The organism is Paenibacillus glycinis, from assembly GCF_009909185.1.
In the GTDB taxonomy this organism is placed as follows: domain Bacteria; phylum Bacillota; class Bacilli; order Paenibacillales; family Paenibacillaceae; genus Paenibacillus_Z; species Paenibacillus_Z glycinis.
This window is the reverse complement of the sequence record NZ_JAAAMV010000027.1, coordinates 74,583-94,986: the sequence shown is the minus strand read 5'-3', so window position 1 is coordinate 94,986 and position 20,404 is coordinate 74,583. Positions and strand designations below refer to the sequence as shown.

14 protein-coding genes and 1 pseudogene are annotated in these 20,404 nt (G+C 58.1%); 2 read left to right on the top strand and 13 right to left on the bottom strand.

The window, feature by feature from the left end:
* Window positions 1-29 precede the first annotated feature (29 nt).
* From GT019_RS26390 to uxaC, 5 genes are all read right to left on the bottom strand, one after another.
* Window positions 30-677, bottom strand: coding sequence for a formylglycine-generating enzyme family protein (locus tag GT019_RS26390; RefSeq protein ID WP_161746503.1), 648 nt, complete (start codon window positions 675-677; stop codon window positions 30-32).
* Between the two features lie 282 nt (window positions 678-959).
* Window positions 960-2,255, bottom strand: a complete 1,296-nt coding sequence (locus GT019_RS26385) for a Gfo/Idh/MocA family protein (RefSeq protein ID WP_161746438.1) — start codon at window positions 2,253-2,255, stop codon at window positions 960-962.
* A gap of 18 nt (window positions 2,256-2,273) precedes the next feature.
* Complete coding sequence (locus GT019_RS26380; protein ID WP_161746437.1) at window positions 2,274-3,773, bottom strand: UxaA family hydrolase; 1,500 nt, start codon at window positions 3,771-3,773, stop codon at window positions 2,274-2,276.
* Entirely contained in the window at window positions 3,770-5,293 is a 1,524-nt protein-coding gene (locus tag GT019_RS26375) for a tagaturonate reductase (protein WP_161746436.1), read from the bottom strand. Before GT019_RS26375 ends, GT019_RS26380 begins: the two co-directional genes overlap by 4 nt.
* Window positions 5,280-6,734, bottom strand: a complete 1,455-nt coding sequence (gene uxaC, locus GT019_RS26370) for a glucuronate isomerase (protein ID WP_161746435.1) — start codon at window positions 6,732-6,734, stop codon at window positions 5,280-5,282. Before uxaC ends, GT019_RS26375 begins: the two co-directional genes overlap by 14 nt.
* Before the next feature lie 121 nt (window positions 6,735-6,855).
* Here uxaC and GT019_RS26365 point away from each other — a divergent pair, with 121 nt between their 5' ends.
* Window positions 6,856-7,710 carry an AraC family transcriptional regulator gene (locus GT019_RS26365; RefSeq protein ID WP_161746434.1) on the top strand — a complete coding sequence of 285 codons (855 nt, stop codon included), beginning with the start codon at window positions 6,856-6,858 and terminating at the stop codon, window positions 7,708-7,710.
* A 173-nt stretch (window positions 7,711-7,883) separates the two neighbouring features.
* Here GT019_RS26365 and GT019_RS26360 read toward each other — a convergent pair whose 3' ends face one another.
* The 8 genes and pseudogenes from GT019_RS26360 to GT019_RS26325 form a co-directional block, all read right to left on the bottom strand.
* Window positions 7,884-8,615 (bottom strand): restriction endonuclease, encoded by a 732-nt coding sequence (locus GT019_RS26360; RefSeq protein WP_161746433.1) that lies wholly within the window; start codon window positions 8,613-8,615, stop codon window positions 7,884-7,886.
* 169 nt (window positions 8,616-8,784) lie between these two features.
* A pseudogene (locus GT019_RS32560) lies at window positions 8,785-9,180 on the bottom strand (contact-dependent growth inhibition system immunity protein).
* A 258-nt stretch (window positions 9,181-9,438) separates the two neighbouring features.
* On the bottom strand, window positions 9,439-10,404 hold the full coding sequence (locus tag GT019_RS26350) for a LacI family DNA-binding transcriptional regulator (protein WP_161746431.1): 966 nt from the start codon (window positions 10,402-10,404) through the stop codon (window positions 9,439-9,441).
* 102 nt (window positions 10,405-10,506) lie between these two features.
* The gene (locus tag GT019_RS26345; RefSeq protein WP_161746430.1) at window positions 10,507-13,893 is read right to left on the bottom strand and encodes a GH36-type glycosyl hydrolase domain-containing protein; all 3,387 of its coding nucleotides are present in this window, start codon (window positions 13,891-13,893) and stop codon (window positions 10,507-10,509) included.
* 87 nt (window positions 13,894-13,980) lie between these two features.
* Window positions 13,981-15,390: a sulfatase family protein gene (locus GT019_RS26340; protein ID WP_161746429.1), complete on the bottom strand. Its 1,410-nt coding sequence runs from the start codon at window positions 15,388-15,390 to the stop codon at window positions 13,981-13,983.
* A 34-nt stretch (window positions 15,391-15,424) separates the two neighbouring features.
* Complete coding sequence (locus GT019_RS26335) at window positions 15,425-16,285, bottom strand: carbohydrate ABC transporter permease (protein WP_161746428.1); 861 nt, start codon at window positions 16,283-16,285, stop codon at window positions 15,425-15,427.
* Window positions 16,286-16,303: 18 nt separating this feature from the next.
* Window positions 16,304-17,194, bottom strand: a complete 891-nt coding sequence (locus GT019_RS26330; protein ID WP_161746427.1) for a carbohydrate ABC transporter permease — start codon at window positions 17,192-17,194, stop codon at window positions 16,304-16,306.
* 119 nt (window positions 17,195-17,313) lie between these two features.
* Window positions 17,314-18,579 (bottom strand): sugar ABC transporter substrate-binding protein, encoded by a 1,266-nt coding sequence (locus GT019_RS26325; RefSeq protein WP_161746426.1) that lies wholly within the window; start codon window positions 18,577-18,579, stop codon window positions 17,314-17,316.
* Window positions 18,580-19,251: 672 nt separating this feature from the next.
* Here GT019_RS26325 and GT019_RS26320 point away from each other — a divergent pair.
* A complete protein-coding gene (locus GT019_RS26320; protein ID WP_161746425.1) occupies window positions 19,252-20,154 on the top strand; it encodes a putative RNA methyltransferase in 903 nt (300 codons plus the stop codon).
* Window positions 20,155-20,404 lie beyond the last annotated feature (250 nt).

Sequence of the window (20,404 nt, the reverse complement as noted above, 5' to 3'; positions counted from 1 at the left end):
CGCCCCGCGCGGTTGCGTATTCGGTTCGTCTATCGCAGCGACCTCGCCAGCCGGAAGCCGAGATCGTCGATGCGAAACGCCGGGTGGCTGCGCCGACGGCAAGTCGCGCCGCAGCCCCTCGCTTCTTCCGCCCAGCTTCCGCCGCGGAAGACCCGGTAGGGTCCGTAAACGTCCGCGTCGTATTGATCCCAGCACCACTCCCATACATTTCCCAGCATATCGTATAAGCCCCACGCGTTCGGGGCCTTGCCGCCCACGTCCCGTACCCTGCCTTCGGCGTTCCCGCGGTACCACGCGACCTCGTCCAGCCCCCCGTACCGGTACCCCGCCGTTCCGGCTTTGCACGCGTACTGCCATTCGGCTTCCGTAGGCAGGCGGTACCCGTTCGCTCCCATATTGCGTACGACATGCTCGCCGCCATCGTCAATCGAGTAATAGTCTTCCAGGCCGGATTGCCGGGAGAGCATGTTGCAATATATGACCGCGTCCCGCCACGAGACGTCCGCGACCGGCGCTTGCGGCTGCTCTCCCCGCCTGTTCGTGCCGTGCGCGAGCGAGGCGTATGACGCCTGCGTGACCGGAACGGGAGCAAGCAGGAAAGCATCCACTTCGACCGTCCAGCTCTTATGGATGCGATCGTCCCGCAATTGAATTACGCCGGCGGGAATGTTCGCCATCGGGTACTCGACCGTATCGCTCCGTGCTTCGGACACCTGATTTGCCTCCTATGCTAGGTTGATTCTCATGGCTTCTCCTCTTGCCCCGCTTAAAATGCAGCCCTTCACTTCGTTTGCCCAGCCTGCCGCGCCATACCGTTATCATAACGATTCCTTCCGCGAATGTCCCCCCTTCCCGCGATAAATTCAAAGACACGCAGCTACTCCGCCTATACGGAATAACTGCGCGTCTCTTCGACCATCTAAATGACATCCATGCGATCCGCTCCGCTCCCGCCGAGGCTAGCCGCGGAATTTCACGAGCTCGGACACCTTCACCGGCTGACCGGTCCGGATCGATTTATTCGCCGCGATGCCGGTCAAGATCGAGCGCGCGCCGTCGACATGGTTGGCCGCGCGATGGAACCGGTCTTCCGCCGGCGTGCCGAAGATGTCGTTGAGCAGCACCGGATCGCCGCCGCCGTGTCCGCCTTCGCTTTCTTCCTCCAATTCGATCTCGACGGGAGGTTCCCACATCGGGAACAGAATGATGCGCTTGTCTTTCAAAGCGCCCTCGAGCGATTTGTCGCCGCCGGAATTGACGTACGATTGCTCGACGATCGTCATCTCCAGGCGGCCCTTCGTGCCGTTGAACGCGATCCGGTAACCTTCCCAAGGCATGTAGGCATTCAGCGAATAGGTGAGAATCGCGTTATTCTTGTAGCGGACCATGACGCCCATCGTATCCTCGATGCTGATGCCGTCGCCGAAGACGCTCTGATCGCGGCGGTAACCGTCCTCGTGCTCGGCGTCCAGGTACATCCCCTTCAGATGCGCGTTCTCGTCGAGATGGAGGGCGAACGGATCCCCCTTCGCGTTCGGATTGCCCGTCGCTCGCTCATAGAAATCCGTGACGCCGCGCCGTTCGGCATTTTCCTTGCCGTAATAGAGCAGGTCGCCGTAAGCGAACACTTCCTCCGGCTGCGAGCCGATCCAGAAGTTGACCAGATCGAAATGATGGGTCGACTTATGCACGAGCAGGCCGCCGCTGTTGCGCTTGTCCCGATGCCATCTGCGGAAATAATCCGCTCCGTGCATCGTGTTCAGCAGCCACTCGAAATGAACCGACGTGACTTGGCCGATCGCGCCGTCCATGATCAATTCCCTGGCTTTGGTATGATGCGGGGCATACCGGTAATTGAACGTGACGCGCACGTTGCGGCCCGTACGCTCGACGGCGTCCAGTATCTCCTGACATTTGCGCTCGTCCACCGTCATCGGCTTCTCGGTGATGACGTCGCAGCCGAGCTCCATGGCGCGGATGATATACGTATGGTGCGTGCGGTCGACGCTGGTCACGATCACGGCGTCCGGCTTCTGTTCCTCGATCATGCGGTCGAAATCCTGCGTCTTGTACGTCGCCACCGGCGGATAAGCGTAGCTTTCCTGCAGCAATTTATTCGCGTAATTCATCCGCGTCTGGTTGGTGTCGCAGAAAGCGGCAAGCTCGGAGGTCTCCTTGTATTGCGAGGCGATCGCGCCGTAGAAAAACTCGGCCCTGCCTCCCGTGCCGACGAGCACGTATCTTTTTTTGTCCATGTCGAACTTCCTCCCTGATTATAAAATGACGCCGTCTTTGAAAATCGCGATCTCCTTGTAGCCGTTCCGCTCCCCGTTCGTGCGGATCTCGCCCGAAGCGAGCCCGAGCACGTACTCGAACAGCTCTTCCGTCAGCGCCTGCATGGTCGATCCGCCGAGGAGGCGCCCCGCGTCGAAGTCGATCCAGTTCCGCTTCTTCATCGCGAGCTCGCTGTTGGTGGAGAGTTTCACCGTCGGCACCGGACCGCCGAACGGCGTGCCACGCCCCGTCGTGAACAGGACGATATGCGCGCCCGCCGCCGCCAGCGCCGTCACGGACACCAGATCGTTGCCGGGGCCTTGAATCAGATTCAGCCCTTGCTTTGCCGCGCGGACGCCGTACGGCAGCACGTCCGTCACGCGGGCCGTGCCGCCCTTCTGCGTGCAGCCGAGCGATTTCTCCTCGAGCGTCGTGATGCCGCCGGCTTTGTTGCCGGGAGACGGGTTCTCGTAAATCTCTTGGTCGTGCCGGATAAAATAGTGCTTGAAATCGTTGACCAGGTCCACGATCTTGTCGAATACCGCTTCGTCGGCCGCGCGGTTCATCAGGATCGTCTCCGCCCCGAACATCTCGGGCACTTCCGTCAGCAGAGCCGTCCCGCCCTCCGCGGTCACGATATCCGCGAGACGGCCGACAAGCGGATTGGCCGTCAGGCCGGAGAAGCCGTCCGAGCCGCCGCATTTCAGACCCAGCTTCAGCTTGGCGAGCGGAACGGGCTTGCGTTCGAACCGCTCCGCGAACTCGACCAGCTCCTCCAGCAGCCGCATGCCGGCCGCCAGCTCGTCTTCCTCATCCTGCGCGCGGAGATACCGGATGCGCCCCCCTTGCTCGCCGAGCAGCTCCTTCATCCCGTCGATCTGATTGTTCTCGCAGCCGAGGCCGACGATCAGCACGCCCGCCGCATTGCCGTGATCGGCAAGCGCCGCGAGCAGCCGGCGGGTGTAGGTGAGGTCATCGCCCAGCTGCGAGCAGCCGAACGGATGCGCGAAATGAAACACCCCGTCGATGCCCCGCCCCGCGAAGCGCTGCGTTCCCGTACTCGCCAGCAGCTCGCATGTTTTGTTGATGCAGCCGACCGTATTGATAATCCATAGCTCGTTGCGGATGCCCACGTCGCCGTTCTCCCGCTCGTAGCCGAGAAACGAAGCCCCGCGCGCGCTTGCGGGATCGTCCTGCGCGATGGGCTCGTAACGGTAATCGAGCAGCGCGCCCAGCCCAGTGCGGACGTTATGCGTATGCACCCAGCCGCCGGCCGGAATATCCGATTGGGCAAGCCCGATCGAATACCCGAATTTGCGGACATGCCGTCCGGCCGGAATCGGACGAATCGCCAGCTTATGCCCTCTCGGCACCTCGCCGACGACCTTCACGGTCCAGCCGCCGTCCGCGTCCGGCTGCCCGATCGTCTCCCCGTCCTTCAAATCCCGGAGCGCGACGACGACGTCGTCATCCGGATGCAGGCTTACGGCGGCGCTCATCGGGCATCCGCCTCCCAGCTTGCCAGATGCCGCGCAACCTCGTCCGCAAGACCGGGATAACGATTCAAATCCTCGTCCCACAGGGCAGTCAACGCGAGCAGTTCATGGACGCTGTCCGCCAAGCCGCCGGCAGATCCCCCGCCGGCACGATAAGGCTCCCATGCCGCGCGGATCAATTCGAGCAAGGCTTGATCGTCGCGGACCGTAAAGCTGGACCCGTCCGGCAGCAGCGAGCTATACGGACCTTCCGCGTTCGCGGGACGATATAGCCGAAGCAGGGCGGCAAGCGACTCCGCGATCACGTCCGGGATTCCCCCCGTTCGCTGCCAATGCGCTTTCAAAGTAGGCAGCAGTCTTGTCTTCCACTTCGACAGGCTGTTCAAGGCGATATCGGCCAGCCGGTGTTTCATATACGGATTGCGGAACCGGTCCAGCGTCTCGTTTGCGTAGGCCGTCAATTCGCCGCCATCGATCGGCACCGCCGGCACGATCTCCTCGAACAAACCCTGCGTCAATCGCGGTCCCAGCTCCGCATGCTCCAGCGCTTCGCGGACCTCATGAAGCCCTTTCACGAGTCCGATCGTGGCCAAGATCGTATGCGCTCCGTTCAGCAGGCGCACTTTGCGCAGCTGATAGGGCGTCAAGTCCTCGACCCACTTCACGTTCAAGCCGGCTTGCGCGAGCGGCAGCCTCGCTTCCAGTTCGCGTTCCCCTTGAATCGCCCAGAAATAATAAGGCTCGGCGGTCGTTAGCAGCGGATCCGCGTACCCCCATCGGCCGAATAACGCCTCCGCGTCCTCCGGATAACCGGTGACGATGCGGTCGACCAGCGTGTTCAGGAACCGGTTGGCATCCCGGACCCAAGCCCGGAACGCTTCGGGCAAGCCCCAGTCCTCGGCATGGCGCAGCACGGCGGCCGACAACCGTTCGCCGTTGCGGTCCAACAGCTCGCACGGCAGATGGATCAGCCCGCGCGCCGGATCGCCGCCGAACCGGGTAAACCGCCGGTACAGGAACGCGGTCAGCTTCCCGGGAAACGAAAGCACGGGTTCGCTGCCGGACCACTCGGACGGCTGATAGGTCAGTCCCGCTTCCGTCGTATTGGAGATGACGAATTCCAGCTCCGGAAGCTCGGCCAGCTCCAGGAAGGCTTCCCACTCCTCGTACGGGTCGATCATGCGGGAGAAGACCGTGATCGTCTCCTTCTCCTCGACAGGCCTGCCGTCGCGCAGCCCCCGCACGAGCAGCGTATAGGCGCCTTGCTGCTCCTTCAGCTTATCCAGATGCGGCTTGCCCGTCGGACGCGGCTGCGTAACCGCGACGCTTCCGTTCAACAGCCCGCGGCGATTGCACGCCTGCAGCATCCAATCGGCGAACCCGCGCAGAAAATTGCCTTCCCCGATCTGCAGCACTTTAATCGGCAGTTCCCGCTGGCGCTGCCACTCTTCCCGCTCGGCCGCAGCCAGCGCGGCCTGCCCGATCCGCCGCGGACCGGAGCTTGCCGGATCAAGCCTGGACATGGTTCAACCCCTCGCTTTCCGCCCCCGCCGGCGATCCGAACCGGAAATAGCGCTCCGCGTTGCGGAAGCTGATATCCTGCACGATGCCGCCTAGCCAGGCCATGTCATGCGGGGCTTCGCCCCGTTCTACCCATTTGCCGATCATATCGCATACGATCCGGCGGAAATACTCGTGCCGCGTAAAGGACAGGAAACTGCGCGAATCGGTCAGCATGCCGACGAACCGGCCGAGCAGCCCCATGTTCGAGAGCGCCGACAGCTGCGCGAGCATGCCGTCCTTCGTATCGTTGAACCACCACGCGGAGCCGAACTGGATCTTGCCGGGGATGCCCCCTCCTTGGAAAGAGCCGATGATCGAAGCGAGCACGTCGTTGTCCTTCGGATTCAAGGAATACAAGATCGTGCGCGGCAGCGCGCCTTCGTTTTCCCACGCGTCGAGCAGTCCGACGAGCGCGCCGGCCAGCCGGCCGTCGCCGATCGAATCGTAGCCGGTATCCGGGCCGAGCCGGGAGAGCATGCGGCCGTTGTTGTTGCGGTGGGCATGAAGATGCAGCTGCATCGCCCAGTTTTTCTCGGCATACCATCTGCCAAGCTGCAGCAGCGTGAAGGTTTTGTAGCGCTGCTCCTCTTGCTCGCCGACCGCTTCGCCCCGGATCGCTTTGGCGAATATCGCGCTTGCTTCCGCTTCCGAGCACGGCGCGAACGGCACCTCGTCGAGGGCATGATCCGACAACCGGCAGCCCATCCGGTCGAAATAGTCGATTCTCGACTTAAGCGCTTCCAAGAAAGCGGCGTAATCGGCGACCCGCGTTCCGCATGCCGCTTCCAACCGTCCGATCCAAGGCAGGAAGGCGGCGGCGCGGATATTCAACGCTTTATCCGGGCGGAACGAAGGCAGCACCTGCGTATCGATCGTCGGGTCTTGGCGGATGAAGGCATGATGCTCGAACGAATCCGCCGGATCGTCCGTCGTGCAGATAACCCGCACGTCGCTCGCTTGGATCAAATCGCGGACGGTGACGCCCTTTCCGTCGAAGACGGCCTGCGCCTTGTTCCAGATCGCTGCCGCATTGCCCTCGTGGATGATGTCGTCGACGCCGAACGTCCGGCGAAGCTCCAGATGCGACCAATGGTAGAGCGGGTTGCCGATCGCCTGCGGAACCGTGCGCGCGTAAGCCAGGAATCGGTCATAATCGGATATTCCCTCGCCGCCGGTCACGTAAGGCTCCGTCACGCCGTTCGCCCGCATGGCCCGCCATTTGTAGTGATCGCCGTGCAGCCACGCTTCCGTCAGGTTGCCGAACCGTCTGTTCTCGGCGATCTCGCGGGGATCCAGGTGGCAATGATAGTCGATGATCGGCATCTCGGCCGCATAATCGTAATAAAGCCGGCACGCCGTTTCGCTGCCGAGCAGAAACCGTTCGTCCATAAAGGCTTTCAACGCAATTCCTCCCTCGCTTGTTCAACCTACACCTTTATGATAGGACAATATAAGTTTTATGTATTGTCCTTTTTTGTTATAATCGCAGGTAATATGATCTTTTTTGCCACGAGGTGACGCCATGCAGCCCAAAGAAACGGTTACCGTCCATTTCGGCGAGGAAGAAGGGGATTTTTTTCTGCAGCAGGTCAACCGCACGTCGCCCTTCGAAGCCTACAACCATTATCACAGCACGTACGAGGTCTACTATCTGCTGTCCGGACGACGCCAATATTTCATCAAGGACAGCATGTATTCCGTGGCCGCGGGCGATCTGATCTTCATTAACAAGCATGACGTCCATAAAACCTCGGTGCTCGGTTCCCCGCAGCACGAGCGGATCGTCATCAACTTCAGCGATGCCTTTCTCGGCGACGGTCATCCGATGTTTCGTCCCGAGCTGCTGCGGCTGTTCGAGCGGGATCGGCATCAGTACCGGTTGAAGCCGCAGGAGCAGTGGCATGCGGAAGAGCTCTTCCGCAAGATGACGGACGAGATCAAACAGCAAGAAGACGGATTCGAATTATCGCTCCGCCTTCTCTTGTCTCAATTATTGTTATTCGCCTCGCGCCTGAAGGATGCCGAGGTGCCGGCGACCGACGATCCGCTGAGCCCGTCGCATCGGCTGATGGCCGAGGTCGTGAAGTTCATGAACGCCCATTACCGGGAGAAGCTGTCGCTGCCTTCGCTCGCCGACCGATTCGGGATGAGTCCCTCGTACTTCAGCCGGATGTTCCGGAGCGTGACGGGCTTCACCGTCATCGGCTACCTGAATCTGGCCCGCATTCGCGAGGCGCAGGCCTTGCTCGCCAAGTCGAGCCTGAAGGTCGCGGATATTTCCGAGAAGGTCGGCTTCGAGCAATTCGCGCATTTCAACCGGACGTTCAAGCGGATGATCGGGACGAATCCGACCCGCTATCGCAAGTGGAACAGCTAGTTATGGCTTAACGCTCCATTAGTGCCGCGAGCTAAATGTGTATGGTCATCCTGCCTAGCACTTTTTTCTCTGAACATAATAAAACCAGGCGCCTCGCTGCGCCTGGTGCCAAATAGATATATTTCGGAAAATTCATTCGTCAAAACGCTTTTTCATCCATTAATCTTCTGAACCTATACGGATGTTATATTTCTACATTTTGGATATGCATTACATCCAAAAAATTCGCCCTTCGGCCCTTTCCGACGGACCATTTTCTCTCCGCAGCGGCTGCACATTCGTTGCTCCTCAGGCAACTGCTCCTTTATGGCTTTGACCACCTGTGATGCGCCCTGCTGGGGATTCATCTTCAGCGTCATTTCTATTAACTGCCCGCGATTGACAAGCCTGATCCCATTAGACCTGGCTAACGAGTATGCTTCATCTGTATACTCGCGATTTGCAATAACCCAGCCTTCAGATGCACCATAATGCGCGATGGCGGCCTGCACTTCTTGCACGGCTTTAAGCCCCACATTTCTGCTATACCGCTTTGCTTGAACTACGATTTTCTTGTTATTACGTTTAATGACTAGATCGGCGCCGTAGTCCCCTGCAGAACGGGTGACTTCCACCGAATATCCTTGAAACCTTAGTAGATGACCCAGATAATGTTCGAACTGTCGACCATCCATCTCGTCAATTTCGTTTATGCCGGAACGCTTTAGGCGCTCTACTCGTTTCTGGTTCCCATATACTCGAGTGACAATGAATAGCCCCAGCACTGTTCCCGCGGCGATCGCGGAGGCTGGGAGCGATTTCGTCAGATAATAGATACCAAGGAATGCCCCTACCACAAGGAATTTTAATAAGTCTTCAATAAGTCGTTCCCTTTCCCGCTGCTGTTTCTTTTTCTTTCGTGACATGACAATTTCCCCCTCAACTACTGTTTGCTTCTTCGAATTTACAAATATAAACAATAGTATCGACTGTTATGAAGTAAAACTTTAGTCCTATATAAATAAACTATTGTTCTATCAACAACAAGTACACTAAAGGGTATAAGGGAGATCCCGTACTTCTAAACCCGCTAGTTCAGCGATTTGGAGACTTATGAGTGGCCACCAAAGGAAGCAATTTTTCAATTGTGCATTTAACATCGGTTAATATTAATTCCAACTCGACTTGCACTTCAGGGTTTACATCCCAAAAAGTCTGTTCAACGTTCATTACACATACCAACAGGTCTCCTTTATAAACATCCCTTCCGACAAACGGGTTGTCTGCCAATTACCTAAGAGCAACTGGAACAAGATATTTCAAACTGAACCCTTGCCCAATCATTATTCTTAAATCTTCAATAGAGAAGCTCATTAATGGTTTCCTTCGTAATTCATGACAGCGAATAACAAGGTTTGAGCAAAACTGTGGCTGGCCCCAAATCTCTCCTTCAAGTTCTTCTAATGTTTTATCCAAATCATTATTGAACATCATCCGACCACCTTAATCGCTTTATTAAAAAGTATATCAGACGCGGTGATATGATGTATTAAACTGCCCGTCCCTCGGCTTAGTTCTACGCTACTGGCGTGAGTCAAATAACTTTTCATCGCAGTCTACTTAAGACACCCAGCCCAGCGCCCTTCGCTTCGGCACGGCAAGGCAACCAGCCAAGGGGCGCAGACCCAGATCATTGAACCAAAAAAGCGCGCAAGACCCATGGTCCTGAGCGCTTCCCGCTTATCGAACTTATACCTGCCGCACCGACTCGCCTTCGATCAGCGAGACGTAGATGCGCTCATGCTCCGCGCCTTCCCCCGCGATCAGCTTGATGAGCTGCTCGGCGGCCACAGCGCCCCAGCGGCGCTCCGAATAATCGACGGTCGCGAGCCGCGGCTGCACGTAGTCGGAGATGTCGATGTGGTCGAAGCCGACCACGTGGAGATGCTCCCCGATGCGATACGGCGAATCCTTCAGCGCTTGGTATACGCCGATCGCCATCTCGTCGTTCAGGCAGAACACGGCGGCCGGTCCGTCGTATTCGCCGAGGATGCGCGCCGCCGCGGCCGCTCCGCTCTCCTTGTCGAAGTTGCCGGGAATCTCGGCATATTGCAGCGGGGCGTTGCGCTCCACCGTTTGCCGGACGGCCGCCAGCCGCTGCTCGGAGTCGAACGAGCCTTCGGGACCGGTCACGGCATACAGCTTCTTATGCCCCTTGCGAATCAGATACTCCGTCGCGAACGTGGCGCCCGCTTTGTTGTCCAGGAGCACCTGCACGATGTTCGGATGGCTCAGCTCCCGGTCCAGCACGACCAGCTTATGGTTCCTCCCCGCGTGAAGCAGCAGCTCCTGATCCGTGAACAGGCTGTCCAGGACGATCGCGCCGTCCACCGTGCCTTCCGACAGCATCCGGTGCGACTGCACGCCGCTGCAGATGACGAGGTCGTACCCCCGCTTGTTCATCTCTTCCTTCATGCCCTGAAGAAGCTGGCCGTAGAAAGCCCCCTCGAACGTCGTCAGGAACGCGCCGATGATGCGCGTCTCCCGCTTCTTCAACGACCTCGCGGCCGCGTTCGGCACGTAATTCAGCTCCTTGGCCACGGTCAGGATCTTCTCCCTCGTTTCTTCCGTGACCTTCGGATTTCCGTTCAGCGCGTAAGATACGGTCGAGATTGATACCCCCAATTGCTTGGCAATGTCCTTAATGCTGACCACAGCTATCGCTCCTATCTTCACTGCTCGCTCTCATGTCTCGATCGCTTCATGGAATAAATTCGGCGATGAGGAACGAACTCCCCCCATCGCCGCCGAATAATTTTATGACAGCCGGATGACGACCTCGTTCATGCCGTCGACAAGCAATGCTTCAAGCGCCTCGCGCCCGATCCGCACGCCGCCGTGACGGTACCGGTTCGCGCGTTCGGCCGCGTGCACGGGCTTGCCGTTCACGGTCACGGCGGTCACCGTCTCGCCGCCGATGTCGTAGCGGAACGCGATCGGCCTGCCGTTCCACCGGAAACGGAAGCGAAGCCCGTCCATATCCGCCGGCAGCACGGGATCCAGAACCAAATCCCCGCCTTCTTGACGGATGCCGAGGCCGTTCGAGATCAGCTGGTTCATGTAGATGCCGGGGCCGCTCGAGTAGATGCGCCAACCGCCCTTCACTTGCACCTCGCCCGTGCGCAGCTTGCCGAAGCCTTCCTGCGCCGCATAGCGGTCCGGGAACTTGCCGTCCGAGCTGCTGAAGTAAGCGTTGCTCTGGCGCCAGTCGGCATTCGGCACGACGTCGCGCAATCCGACCGGATTGATCATCGCGAGGCCCTTCCACACTTCGTCGCGCTTGCCGAGCTTGGCCATCGCTTCGACGAAGCGAATGTGGGCGTGCACGTATTGCAGGCCGATCTCGCGGCCGAAGTTCGCGGCCTGCTCGGCGCGCTTGAACCGCGTGCTGACGCCGCCCGCATAGTCCGCGGGGCGGTTCATCAGACGCACGCCGTCCGGGCAGTACAGCTCTTGCTTGATGAGCCGGTAATGCGATTCCGCCTCGTCGGCGTCCAGCAGCTCGCCGATCATGCTGCGCGTCATCGGCAGCAGACGGTACGCGATGCCGGTCTTGTCGTCGCTCGGATGCAGCATCAGCTCGATGCGGCCCGGCTCTTCCATATAGGCGAAGCCGGAGATGATGCCGTCCTTCACCAAGTAGCGGTGAAAGTCCGCCCTGATGCCTTCGGCCAGCTCCTCCAGCTCGGCCGCCAGCTCGGCAAGCGCTCCGCCTTGGCCCGACAACGCGCCGGAAAGCTGGGATAACGTCTGGAACGTCAGCGACACGGTCCAGCTGCTGATCATGTATTGCTTCAGCTTAGCGTTCGCCGGCTGCAGCGTATCGTCCCAATCGCCGTCCCCGTAAGCGGACAGGCGCGTGCCGTGCAGGAAGCGATCCTTGATATACTGCAGTTCCTTGCGCGCATGGTCGAGAACGGTGAAGGTCTCTTCCGTCAGCTCGCCCGTATGGGCGGAATACGGCACGCGCTCCTCCAAGATCGAGAAATCGCCCGTAACCCGCAAATAATCGCCCAGCACCTTCAGCGGCCAGACGATAATGTCGCCGTGGCTTTCTTCCTGCTGGATCCGGTAATACCGGTCGAACATGAACCATTGCGGCCAATTGCCGTCTTCCTTGTACTGGTGCGCATAGACCGTCTTAAGGATTTCCTTGACCTGTTCGTGCTTGCCCGTCGCCATAAAATATTCCGTCGGCCCTTGGCAGACGTCGCGCGTGCCCCATGCGGCGCCGCTGTATTGTTCAAGGCCGTGCGGGACGGAGTAATGGACGAGCATGTTATGCGTGTACCACCACGCCAGCACGTTGAACTTCTCCAGCTCCCGCGATTGCGCTTCCGATGCATGCGACAAGCGGAACTCGTTCATGACCGACGACAAGAACGAACGGTACTGCTCGATATCCGTCTCCGCCGGCTGCCGATTGTCCGCGGCTCCCGCCTTGGAAGACGCCGCTTCCAGATTGCCCGCGATCGTCAGTCTCCAGCCCCGGGTCGCCTCGAGCGCCAGCACCGTCAGCGAAGCGGAGCCTGCCGCCGCTTCCGGCGCGAGCGCGCGTTCGTCCAGAACCCGCATGTCCGATCCCGTCACGCGAAGACGGAAATTCAGCTCCGGATACGCGCTTGCGCTCAGCGAATCAGGATGGGCGCGGAAGACGAGCTCGTCTCCGTCGCGCTCGAGCAGGCAGGGCAGCTCGTACTCCTTGTCGTTCATCGTCATCTGGCTCGTCACGAGGAAGCGATACGCCTTGCCTGTCTTCGAGACGGCTTCGAGCGCGAGCTCCGGCGAATCGGCCTTCGTCCATGCCGTCACGATCAGCGTATCGTCGGCCAGCTTATAGTGCCAGCGCGCGTAGTTAAAGCCGATCTCGTACAAGGACGGCATCGCGAGCAAACGGTATTTGCCGTCCGTCTCCGCGTAGATCCGCTGTCCCGACGTCTTCGGCACGTTGAGCGCGTTGCGCGCGTTCGTCATCAATTTATTGAACGACGTGTTGCCTACCGTCACCTGCGAATGAAAAATGCCGTACATGTAGTTCGTCGAGGACAAGACTTGCTCGTTCACCCGCGCATTGTCGCCGCTCATCAGGATATGGCCGTGCGGACGCTCCATGCGCAGCTCTTTCGACTTCAGCACGATATGCTCGTACGTCCCCGTGAAGAAGGAGAGCAGCTCTTCCCCGTCGCGCTCTTCCTGCAGACGGACCGGGAAGAGCGCGTCGATCTCCTCCATCGAGAGCGTCTCGCTTCGCAGCGGCTCGCCGATCGCTTCGCTCCACGCCACGCGGGGGCCGATCGGACGAAGTTCCTTCGCCGCGTCCGCGCCGAATTCGGCTTGCGCCAGCACCCACGCGGCCCTCACCTCGTCCCGGTACTCAAGCGCTCCGACCGCTTCCGCGTGGTTCGGCCGCAGCAAGCCGTAGAACACGAACGCGGCTTCGCCGCTGAGCCGTACCGTCTCCGACTGCAGCGCGGTATACGCGAATTCGTATTGGTAGACCGCATTGTCCAAGCTGTCGCGGCCAAGCGCTTCCGGTACGTTCGTCTCCTTGTAGGAGAGGCCGAAGAATTGGAAGCCGTCGGTCGAGTATCCCGCGGTACGAGTCAACGATCCTTGCTGGATGTACGGAAAGCCGGACGACATCGGCTGGTTTTGCCGCGAGCACACCGCGTACCCCGTATCCTCCGCATGAAATACCGCATGGCCGATATACTGGGACATGTAGGCTTCGTTCGTGCGGACCGCGCCGATGTCGGCCAATCCGAGATCTTGGCCGTAGACGACGTCCGCCAGGGCGCCGTCGCCGTTCAGCCGTACGTCCCAGAACCAGATCAAGCCGGGCATGAGCGTCAACGTCACGCGATACCCGACGCCGAGCGCTTCCCCGCTCCATACGACGCGCCGGTCCGACGCGCTGACCCGGCTGTCCGAGCGCACGCCAAGCAGCGGCGCAAACACGATCCGCCCCGCTTCGCGCACGCGCAAATATAGATTGTTCATCGAACCGTCCAGCGGGTTCGACATGAGTTGGTTAATCATGATTCCTTCGTATTGCATGTCCCGCAGGTCGCCGCTCTCCAGGAACGTGAAAACCAGCCCATCCGTTTGCACGGGAAACGTTGTCGTTCGCTGCTCAGTATTCATCTCCGGGCTCCCTCCCATGTTCTTGATTCCTATCCGTTATTCTTCTCTATGCCACGATCGCCGCGTTGAACGCCGGCGTCTTCGCGCTTAATCGTGCAAGTATTCGTCCTGCACGTCGTCCATCAGCTTCTCCAGCTCCCGCTTCAGCGCCGCGATCCTATCGGCATAATCCGGCTGGCCGTAGACGTTGTTCAGCTCGCACGGATCCTGTTCCAGATCGAAGCATTCCCATTCCGGCGGCCTGGATTCGTCCCGCGAATCCGTGGTGCCGAGCGCCTGGGCGTAATAATAGATCAGCTTGTAGCGATGCGTCCGGATGCCGTAATGCGCGTACACTTCATGGCTGCCGTCCAGGTGCATCCAATAGCGGTAGACCATCGACGTCCGCCAGCCATCCGGCACGACGCCGTGCAGGAGCGGCCGGATACTGTAGCCCTGCATCCGTTCGTGGACCGGCAGACCCGCGTACTCGAGGAAGGTCGGCGCGAAGTCCGTGTTCAAAATCATCGCATCGCTCGCGCTGCCGGCCTCGATCTCCCGCGGGTACCGGATCAGGAACGGCATCCGCAGCGATTCTTCGTACATGAACCGCTTGTCGAACCAGCCGTGGTCGCCGAGGAAGAAGCCCTGATCGGACGTGTAGATGACGATCGTGTCCTCCGCCAGCCCCTTCTCGTCGAGGTAATCGAGCATGCGGCCCACGTTATCGTCGATGGAGGCGATGCAGCGAAGATAGTCCTTGATGTACCGCTGGTATTTCCACTTGCGGACTTCTTGCGGCGTCAGCCCTTCCGGCGGCGGACCTTTCGTATCCAGCTCGTTCAGATCGTCGATGCGCATCTTCGCCCGCACGGTCGCCTGGGAGCGCGTCGCATAATCGTCGTTGAACGTCTCCGGCTCCGGAATCTCCGTATCCTCGTAGAGATGCTTATGCTTCTCGTCCGGTTCCCAGTGGCGATGCGGCGCTTTGTGATGGCACATCAGCATGAACGGGCGCTCCGGATCGCGATGATCGATCCAGTCCAGCGACTTGTCCGTAATGATGTCGGTGACATAGCCTTCGAACTTCTTCGCCTTGCCCATCTCGATAAAATCGGGATCGCGGTATTCGCCTTGATCCGGCAGCACGCTCCAATAATCGAAGCCCGTCGGGTCGTGATGCCCGCCGTGGCCCAGATGCCATTTGCCGACGATCGCCGTCTGGTAACCGCTCGCCTGCAGCAGCTTCGGAAACGTCGTTTGGCGGCCGTCCAGGTCGTCGCCGAGCGTCTTGACCCCGTTGACGTGATTATACGTCCCGGTCAAAATCGTCGCGCGGCTCGGCGCGCAGATCGAATTCGTGCAAAAGCAATTGTCGAAGCGCATTCCTTCGTCCGCCAGCCGGTCCAAATGAGGCGTCTTGTTGATACGGCTGCCGTAGGCTCCGATCGCATGCGAAGCATGGTCGTCCGACATGATGAACAGGATGTTCGGTCGCTTATGGACTGTCGAGGACATCGCATTCGCACCTGCTTCCTTTGCGGATTCGTATTTATTTCATGCCGGAAATGCTGAAATTCTCGATAATATGCTTCTGGAAATACGTGAACAGCACGATGACCGGAGCGACCATGAACGTGGCGCCGGCCATCTGCAGGCCGAAGTTCGAGGCGTACTGCCCCTTGAGCAGCGACAAGCCGACGGACAGCGTGTACAGGCTCTCGTCGTTCGCGATGATCAGCGGCCAGAGGAAGCTGTTCCAGCCGGCGATGAAGGTCAGGATCGCCTGAACCGCGAGAATCGGCTTCGAGATCGGCAGCGCGATTTGCAGGAAGATCCGATATTCGCTCGCGCCGTCCAGGCGCGTCGCTTCCAGCAGCTCCGTGGGAATCGTCGACATGAACTGGCGGAACAAGAAGATCGCGAACGCGCCGACGAAGCCCGGCAGCACGATCCCCGTCATCGTATTCGTCAATCCCATCGAATTCAGGATGAGGTAGACCGGAATCATCGTGACCTGGCTCGGGATCATCATCGTCGCGAGCACCAGGAGGAACAGTCCGTTCCGGCCCTTGAAGTCGTACTTGGCGAAGCCGAAGCCCGCCACGGCGTTCAGCAGCAGGCCGACGAACGAGAACAGGACGATGATCAGCGTGTTTTTCAGGTACACTCCGAAATTCATGTTTTCGAACAAATCCTTGAAGCTCTTCATCGTAAAGTGGGACGGCCACAGCGTAGGCGGAATCTGCACGATCTCGCTCTCCGGCTTGAACGACGACATGATCATCCAAAAGAAAGGCAGCAGGAAGAAGAGGCCGCCGATGCTAAGCACGACGACGGAAATCCATTGGAAGAGCCGGCCGCCCTGCTGCGCGTCCGGGCTCCCTTTCTTCATGGCAACTGATTTACTCATAATGATCTCCCCGCATCTTTAAGTCATGTCGGACTCGTTTTTTTGCAGCCTGAGCTGAATGAGCGTAATGGCAATGATAAAGACGAACAGCACGAACGAACCGGCCGCCGCATACCCGAAGTTGTTGAACTTGAAGCCGTTCTGGTAAATGAACAGCGACACGGACAGCGTACCGTCCAGCGGCCCGCCGTTCGTCATGACGAACGGTTCCTCGAAGAACTGCAGCCAGCCGATCATCGTCGTGATGGACACGAAGAAGATGGCGAATCGCAGCATCGGAATCGTGATCTTCGTCACCTGCTGCCACAGGCTGGCGCCGTCCAGTTGAGCGGCTTCGTAGTAAGATTTGGGGATTCCCTGCAGCGCCGCGATGAAGATGATCATGTTCAGGCCGACCGCTTTCCACAGCGCGAGCAGGATCAGCGACAGCTTGGCGGTCGTCGGCTGCGTGAGCCACTGTACGTCCGGCAGGCCGATTGCGTTCAGCAGGTAGTTGAACAGGCCGAGCGAAGGATTATAGAGATAACTCCAGACGACCGCGACAGCTACGATGTTCGTCACGGACGGGAGATAATAGACAACGCGAAAAGCCTTGAAAATCCGGGACGTGCCCAGGTTGATCAACAGCGCGACGGCAAGCGAGAACAGGATGACCAGCGGCACGCCGATCACGACGTAGAATAGCGTGTTGAGAATGGACTTCATGAAAACGGGATCGGTCAAGACCTCGACATAATTGTCAAACCCGATGAAGCCGATCGAATCGAAATTCGCGAGTCCTCCAAGGTCCATGTCGGTGAGACTGATCACAAGGGCCACCACGATGGGGACGAGAGAGAACAACGTAAGCAGGATCAAAGTCGGCGCAATGAACACATAAGGGGCTTGTCTATTCAGGAAACCTTTCATCCGGCAATCTCACTTCCTTCTTTCATGCCTGGGGCATATATAGAGCAGGCCGGCCGCATGCGGCCGGTCTGCTTCATTGGGAGGGGAAGACGATTCCCGCACCTGGAAAGCTTATCGCGTTACTTCATTAATTTGGCCGCGTCGGCGTTGAAGCTGTCCATTTCCTTCTTCACGTCCGCGTTGCTGCGGTAAATGACCTCGAAGTGCTTCAGGTAGCTGTCGCCGATCTGCGCCCAGGATTTCAGGACCGGCATCGGCTGCGCCGTCTTCAATTGTTCGCCGATCACTTGATAGTTCGGGTCGTTCTTCAGCTTGTCGTTGTCCCATGCGGACGTGACGGCCGGCAGCGAGCTCGTGGAATCCATCCATTTCAGCTGCGTTTCCGCTTTGCTCATGTAGGCGACGAATTTGGCCGCGGCATCCTTATTCTTCGAATACTCGAATATGGACAGGTTCGAGCCGCCAAGCACCGACATGTTGTTTTCTTTCTTCGGCAGCACGGCGAGCGCCCATTTGCCGTTGATTTCCGGCGCTTGATCCTGGATCAGTTTGATCATCCACGGACCGCTGATGAACATCGGCAGGATGCCTTCTTTGAAAGCCGGCACAATGTCGAGGCCGAGATCCTTCGGCGCGGATCCGTTCTGGTAGAAGCTGTTGACGTACGAGACCGCTTCGACGAATTTCGGATCGTTGAAATTCGGCTGGTTGTCCGCCGTGAACCAATTCGCGCCGTTCTGACGGGCGAACATAAAGCCCAGGGACTGCTCCTTCGGATCGATGCTCATGCCGTACTTGCCGCTGCCGCCGGCTTTCGTGAGCTTCTGCGCGGCGTCGGACAGCTCGTCCCACGTTGCGGGAGCCTTGTCGAAGCCGACGCTCTTCAGCATGTCCGTGCGGTAGAACAGCACGCGCGTCTCGACATACCACGGCGAGCTGACGTACTTGTCGTTATACTTGCCGGCTGCGACCGCGCCCGGGTAGAAATTATCGGGATTCAATTCGGGATATTGCGTAACGTATGGCGACAGGTCGGCCAGCACGCCGGCATCCGCGAATTCCGCCACCCAGGACGAGCCCATTTGAACGACGTCCGGACCTTTCTTGGACGCAACCGCCGTCAGCAGCTTGTCGTGGCCTTGATCCCAGGGCAGCGCCTGCACGTTCACCTTGATATTCGGGTTTTCTTTCGTGAATTCGTCCGCGAACTTAGGCAAGGTTTTCGCTTCTTCGCCCATGCCCCATACGGTCAAGGTGACTTTCTCGTTCGAATCGCCGCCTCCCTCGCTCGCGTTGCCACCGTTCGTATCGTTCTTCGCTCCGCAGCCTGCGAGCATGCCTACGGTCAGCACGCCGGCCGTTATCAATGTCATTGTTTTTTTCATATCGAAAAACCCCTCTCGATAATATCAGTTATAATGAACTCGATCCTTGCTTGCGCTTTCACTTCATGAGGACAATCAGCCCTAGAAGCGTTTTCCTCCCCTCATTATGTCCTGTATGTTTACCATTATTACGGTTTACCGAACCTCGATAAATTCGGTGAAACGTTTCGATTTAGCGTATAATATCCACATTTTAGGTCATTATAGCAGTCGTAATCATTTGGAGAAACGTTTCGATCTGATTATATCCGATAAATAAAGCGTATTCAAGAGGTTGTTTGCGCTTAATCGAAACGTTTCTATTGATCGTAGTGCGAATCGCTTGCGGCGCTTGCTTACATTTTGTTTTCAAGATTGCGTTATTCGGCAGAACTGCAGGCGATCAGTCGGCGAGGACAGCGCCTTCCCTCCGAGCGGTCTTGATTCACCGCGCCGTCGAGGCGCTTGGCGACCGTCCCGCAACAGCAAGTTGGGATGGCGGAATATGATATAATGAGATCGCTTTAGATGTATTGCCGATGAGGGAGAGCTTTACGATGATCATCCAATTCATTCGTTACAGGTAATGTAAGGCGTAGCTCACGTAACCCGGCTTTTTTTCGACATCTGCCCGGGTTTATTTGACTGCGCCTTTATTCATTCACCGATTACGAATGAACGGGGTGCTTTTTTGTGGTTAAGCAAAGTAAGCGGCTGACGAGCGCGGCTGCTATCGAACGAATCCAGCATATATTCCGATGCCCGATTTGCAAAGCGCAGATGCAAATGATAACTTCGCAGCGTCTATGCTGCAGCAACGAGCATAGCTTCGACATCGCAAGGCAGGGCTATCTAAACTTATTGTCTCGCGCCCATAATACGAACTATGATAAGAATATCTTCGTCTGCAGAAGAGCGATCGGCAGGAGCGGTTTTTTCGATCCCTTGCATGCAGCGATAAGCAGCGTGGTTATCGATCGCCTTCCAACGCATGAGCCTGCAAGCTTGCTGGATGCAGGGTGCGGAGAAGGCTCGCACTTCGTTAACATTCAAGAAGAAATGATGCGGCACAACATCGCCCTTCCATGCAGTGTCGGAATCGATATTTCCAAGGAGGGCATCGGTTTCGCCGCGGCCGAATATTCGAATGCGACGTGGTGCGTGGCGGATATTGCGAACTGCCCGTTTGCCGATCGGCAATTCGAAATCGTGCTGAACATTCTATCGCCGGCGAATTATTCGGAATTCCGGCGACTGATCGCGGATGACGGCATGGTGATCAAGGTCATTCCCGGACGGGAGTATCTGAAGGAACTTAGAGAAGTGCTTTACGAGGGATCGAACAAGCAGGCGTATTCGAATGCGCGCACGCTGGACCATTTCAACGCGCATTTTGAGATCGCGGACGTGGAAAGCCTTCGCTATCAAGTAGACCTGCGCGAACCGTTAATCGAGCCTTTGCTCGGCATGACGCCTTTATCCTGGGGCACATCAAGGGAGCGCTTGGACAAAGTTCGAGCCATGCATGTGCCGCGAGTCACGGTGGACTTTAAGATATTGATTGGCAAGAACCCGCTATCGCGGCAAAATCGTTGAACGTGCGGGCCCGTTTGAATTCATAAAACAGCGGCAAGTATAAATAGTACACGCAGCTAGGCGGCCTTGGTCCTGAATTCCATCGGACTGAGGCCGTCTATGTTCTGTAGTACTGCGGATGATTCATGGATAATCCGCCTGCTTTTACGTTTTCAATTCTTTCTACTTCGCAATAACCTACTTGAATAATAAACCACGATACCAAGCAGCATCAGACCAGCTACTTCTAGCGCCTTACTCCACACGCCAT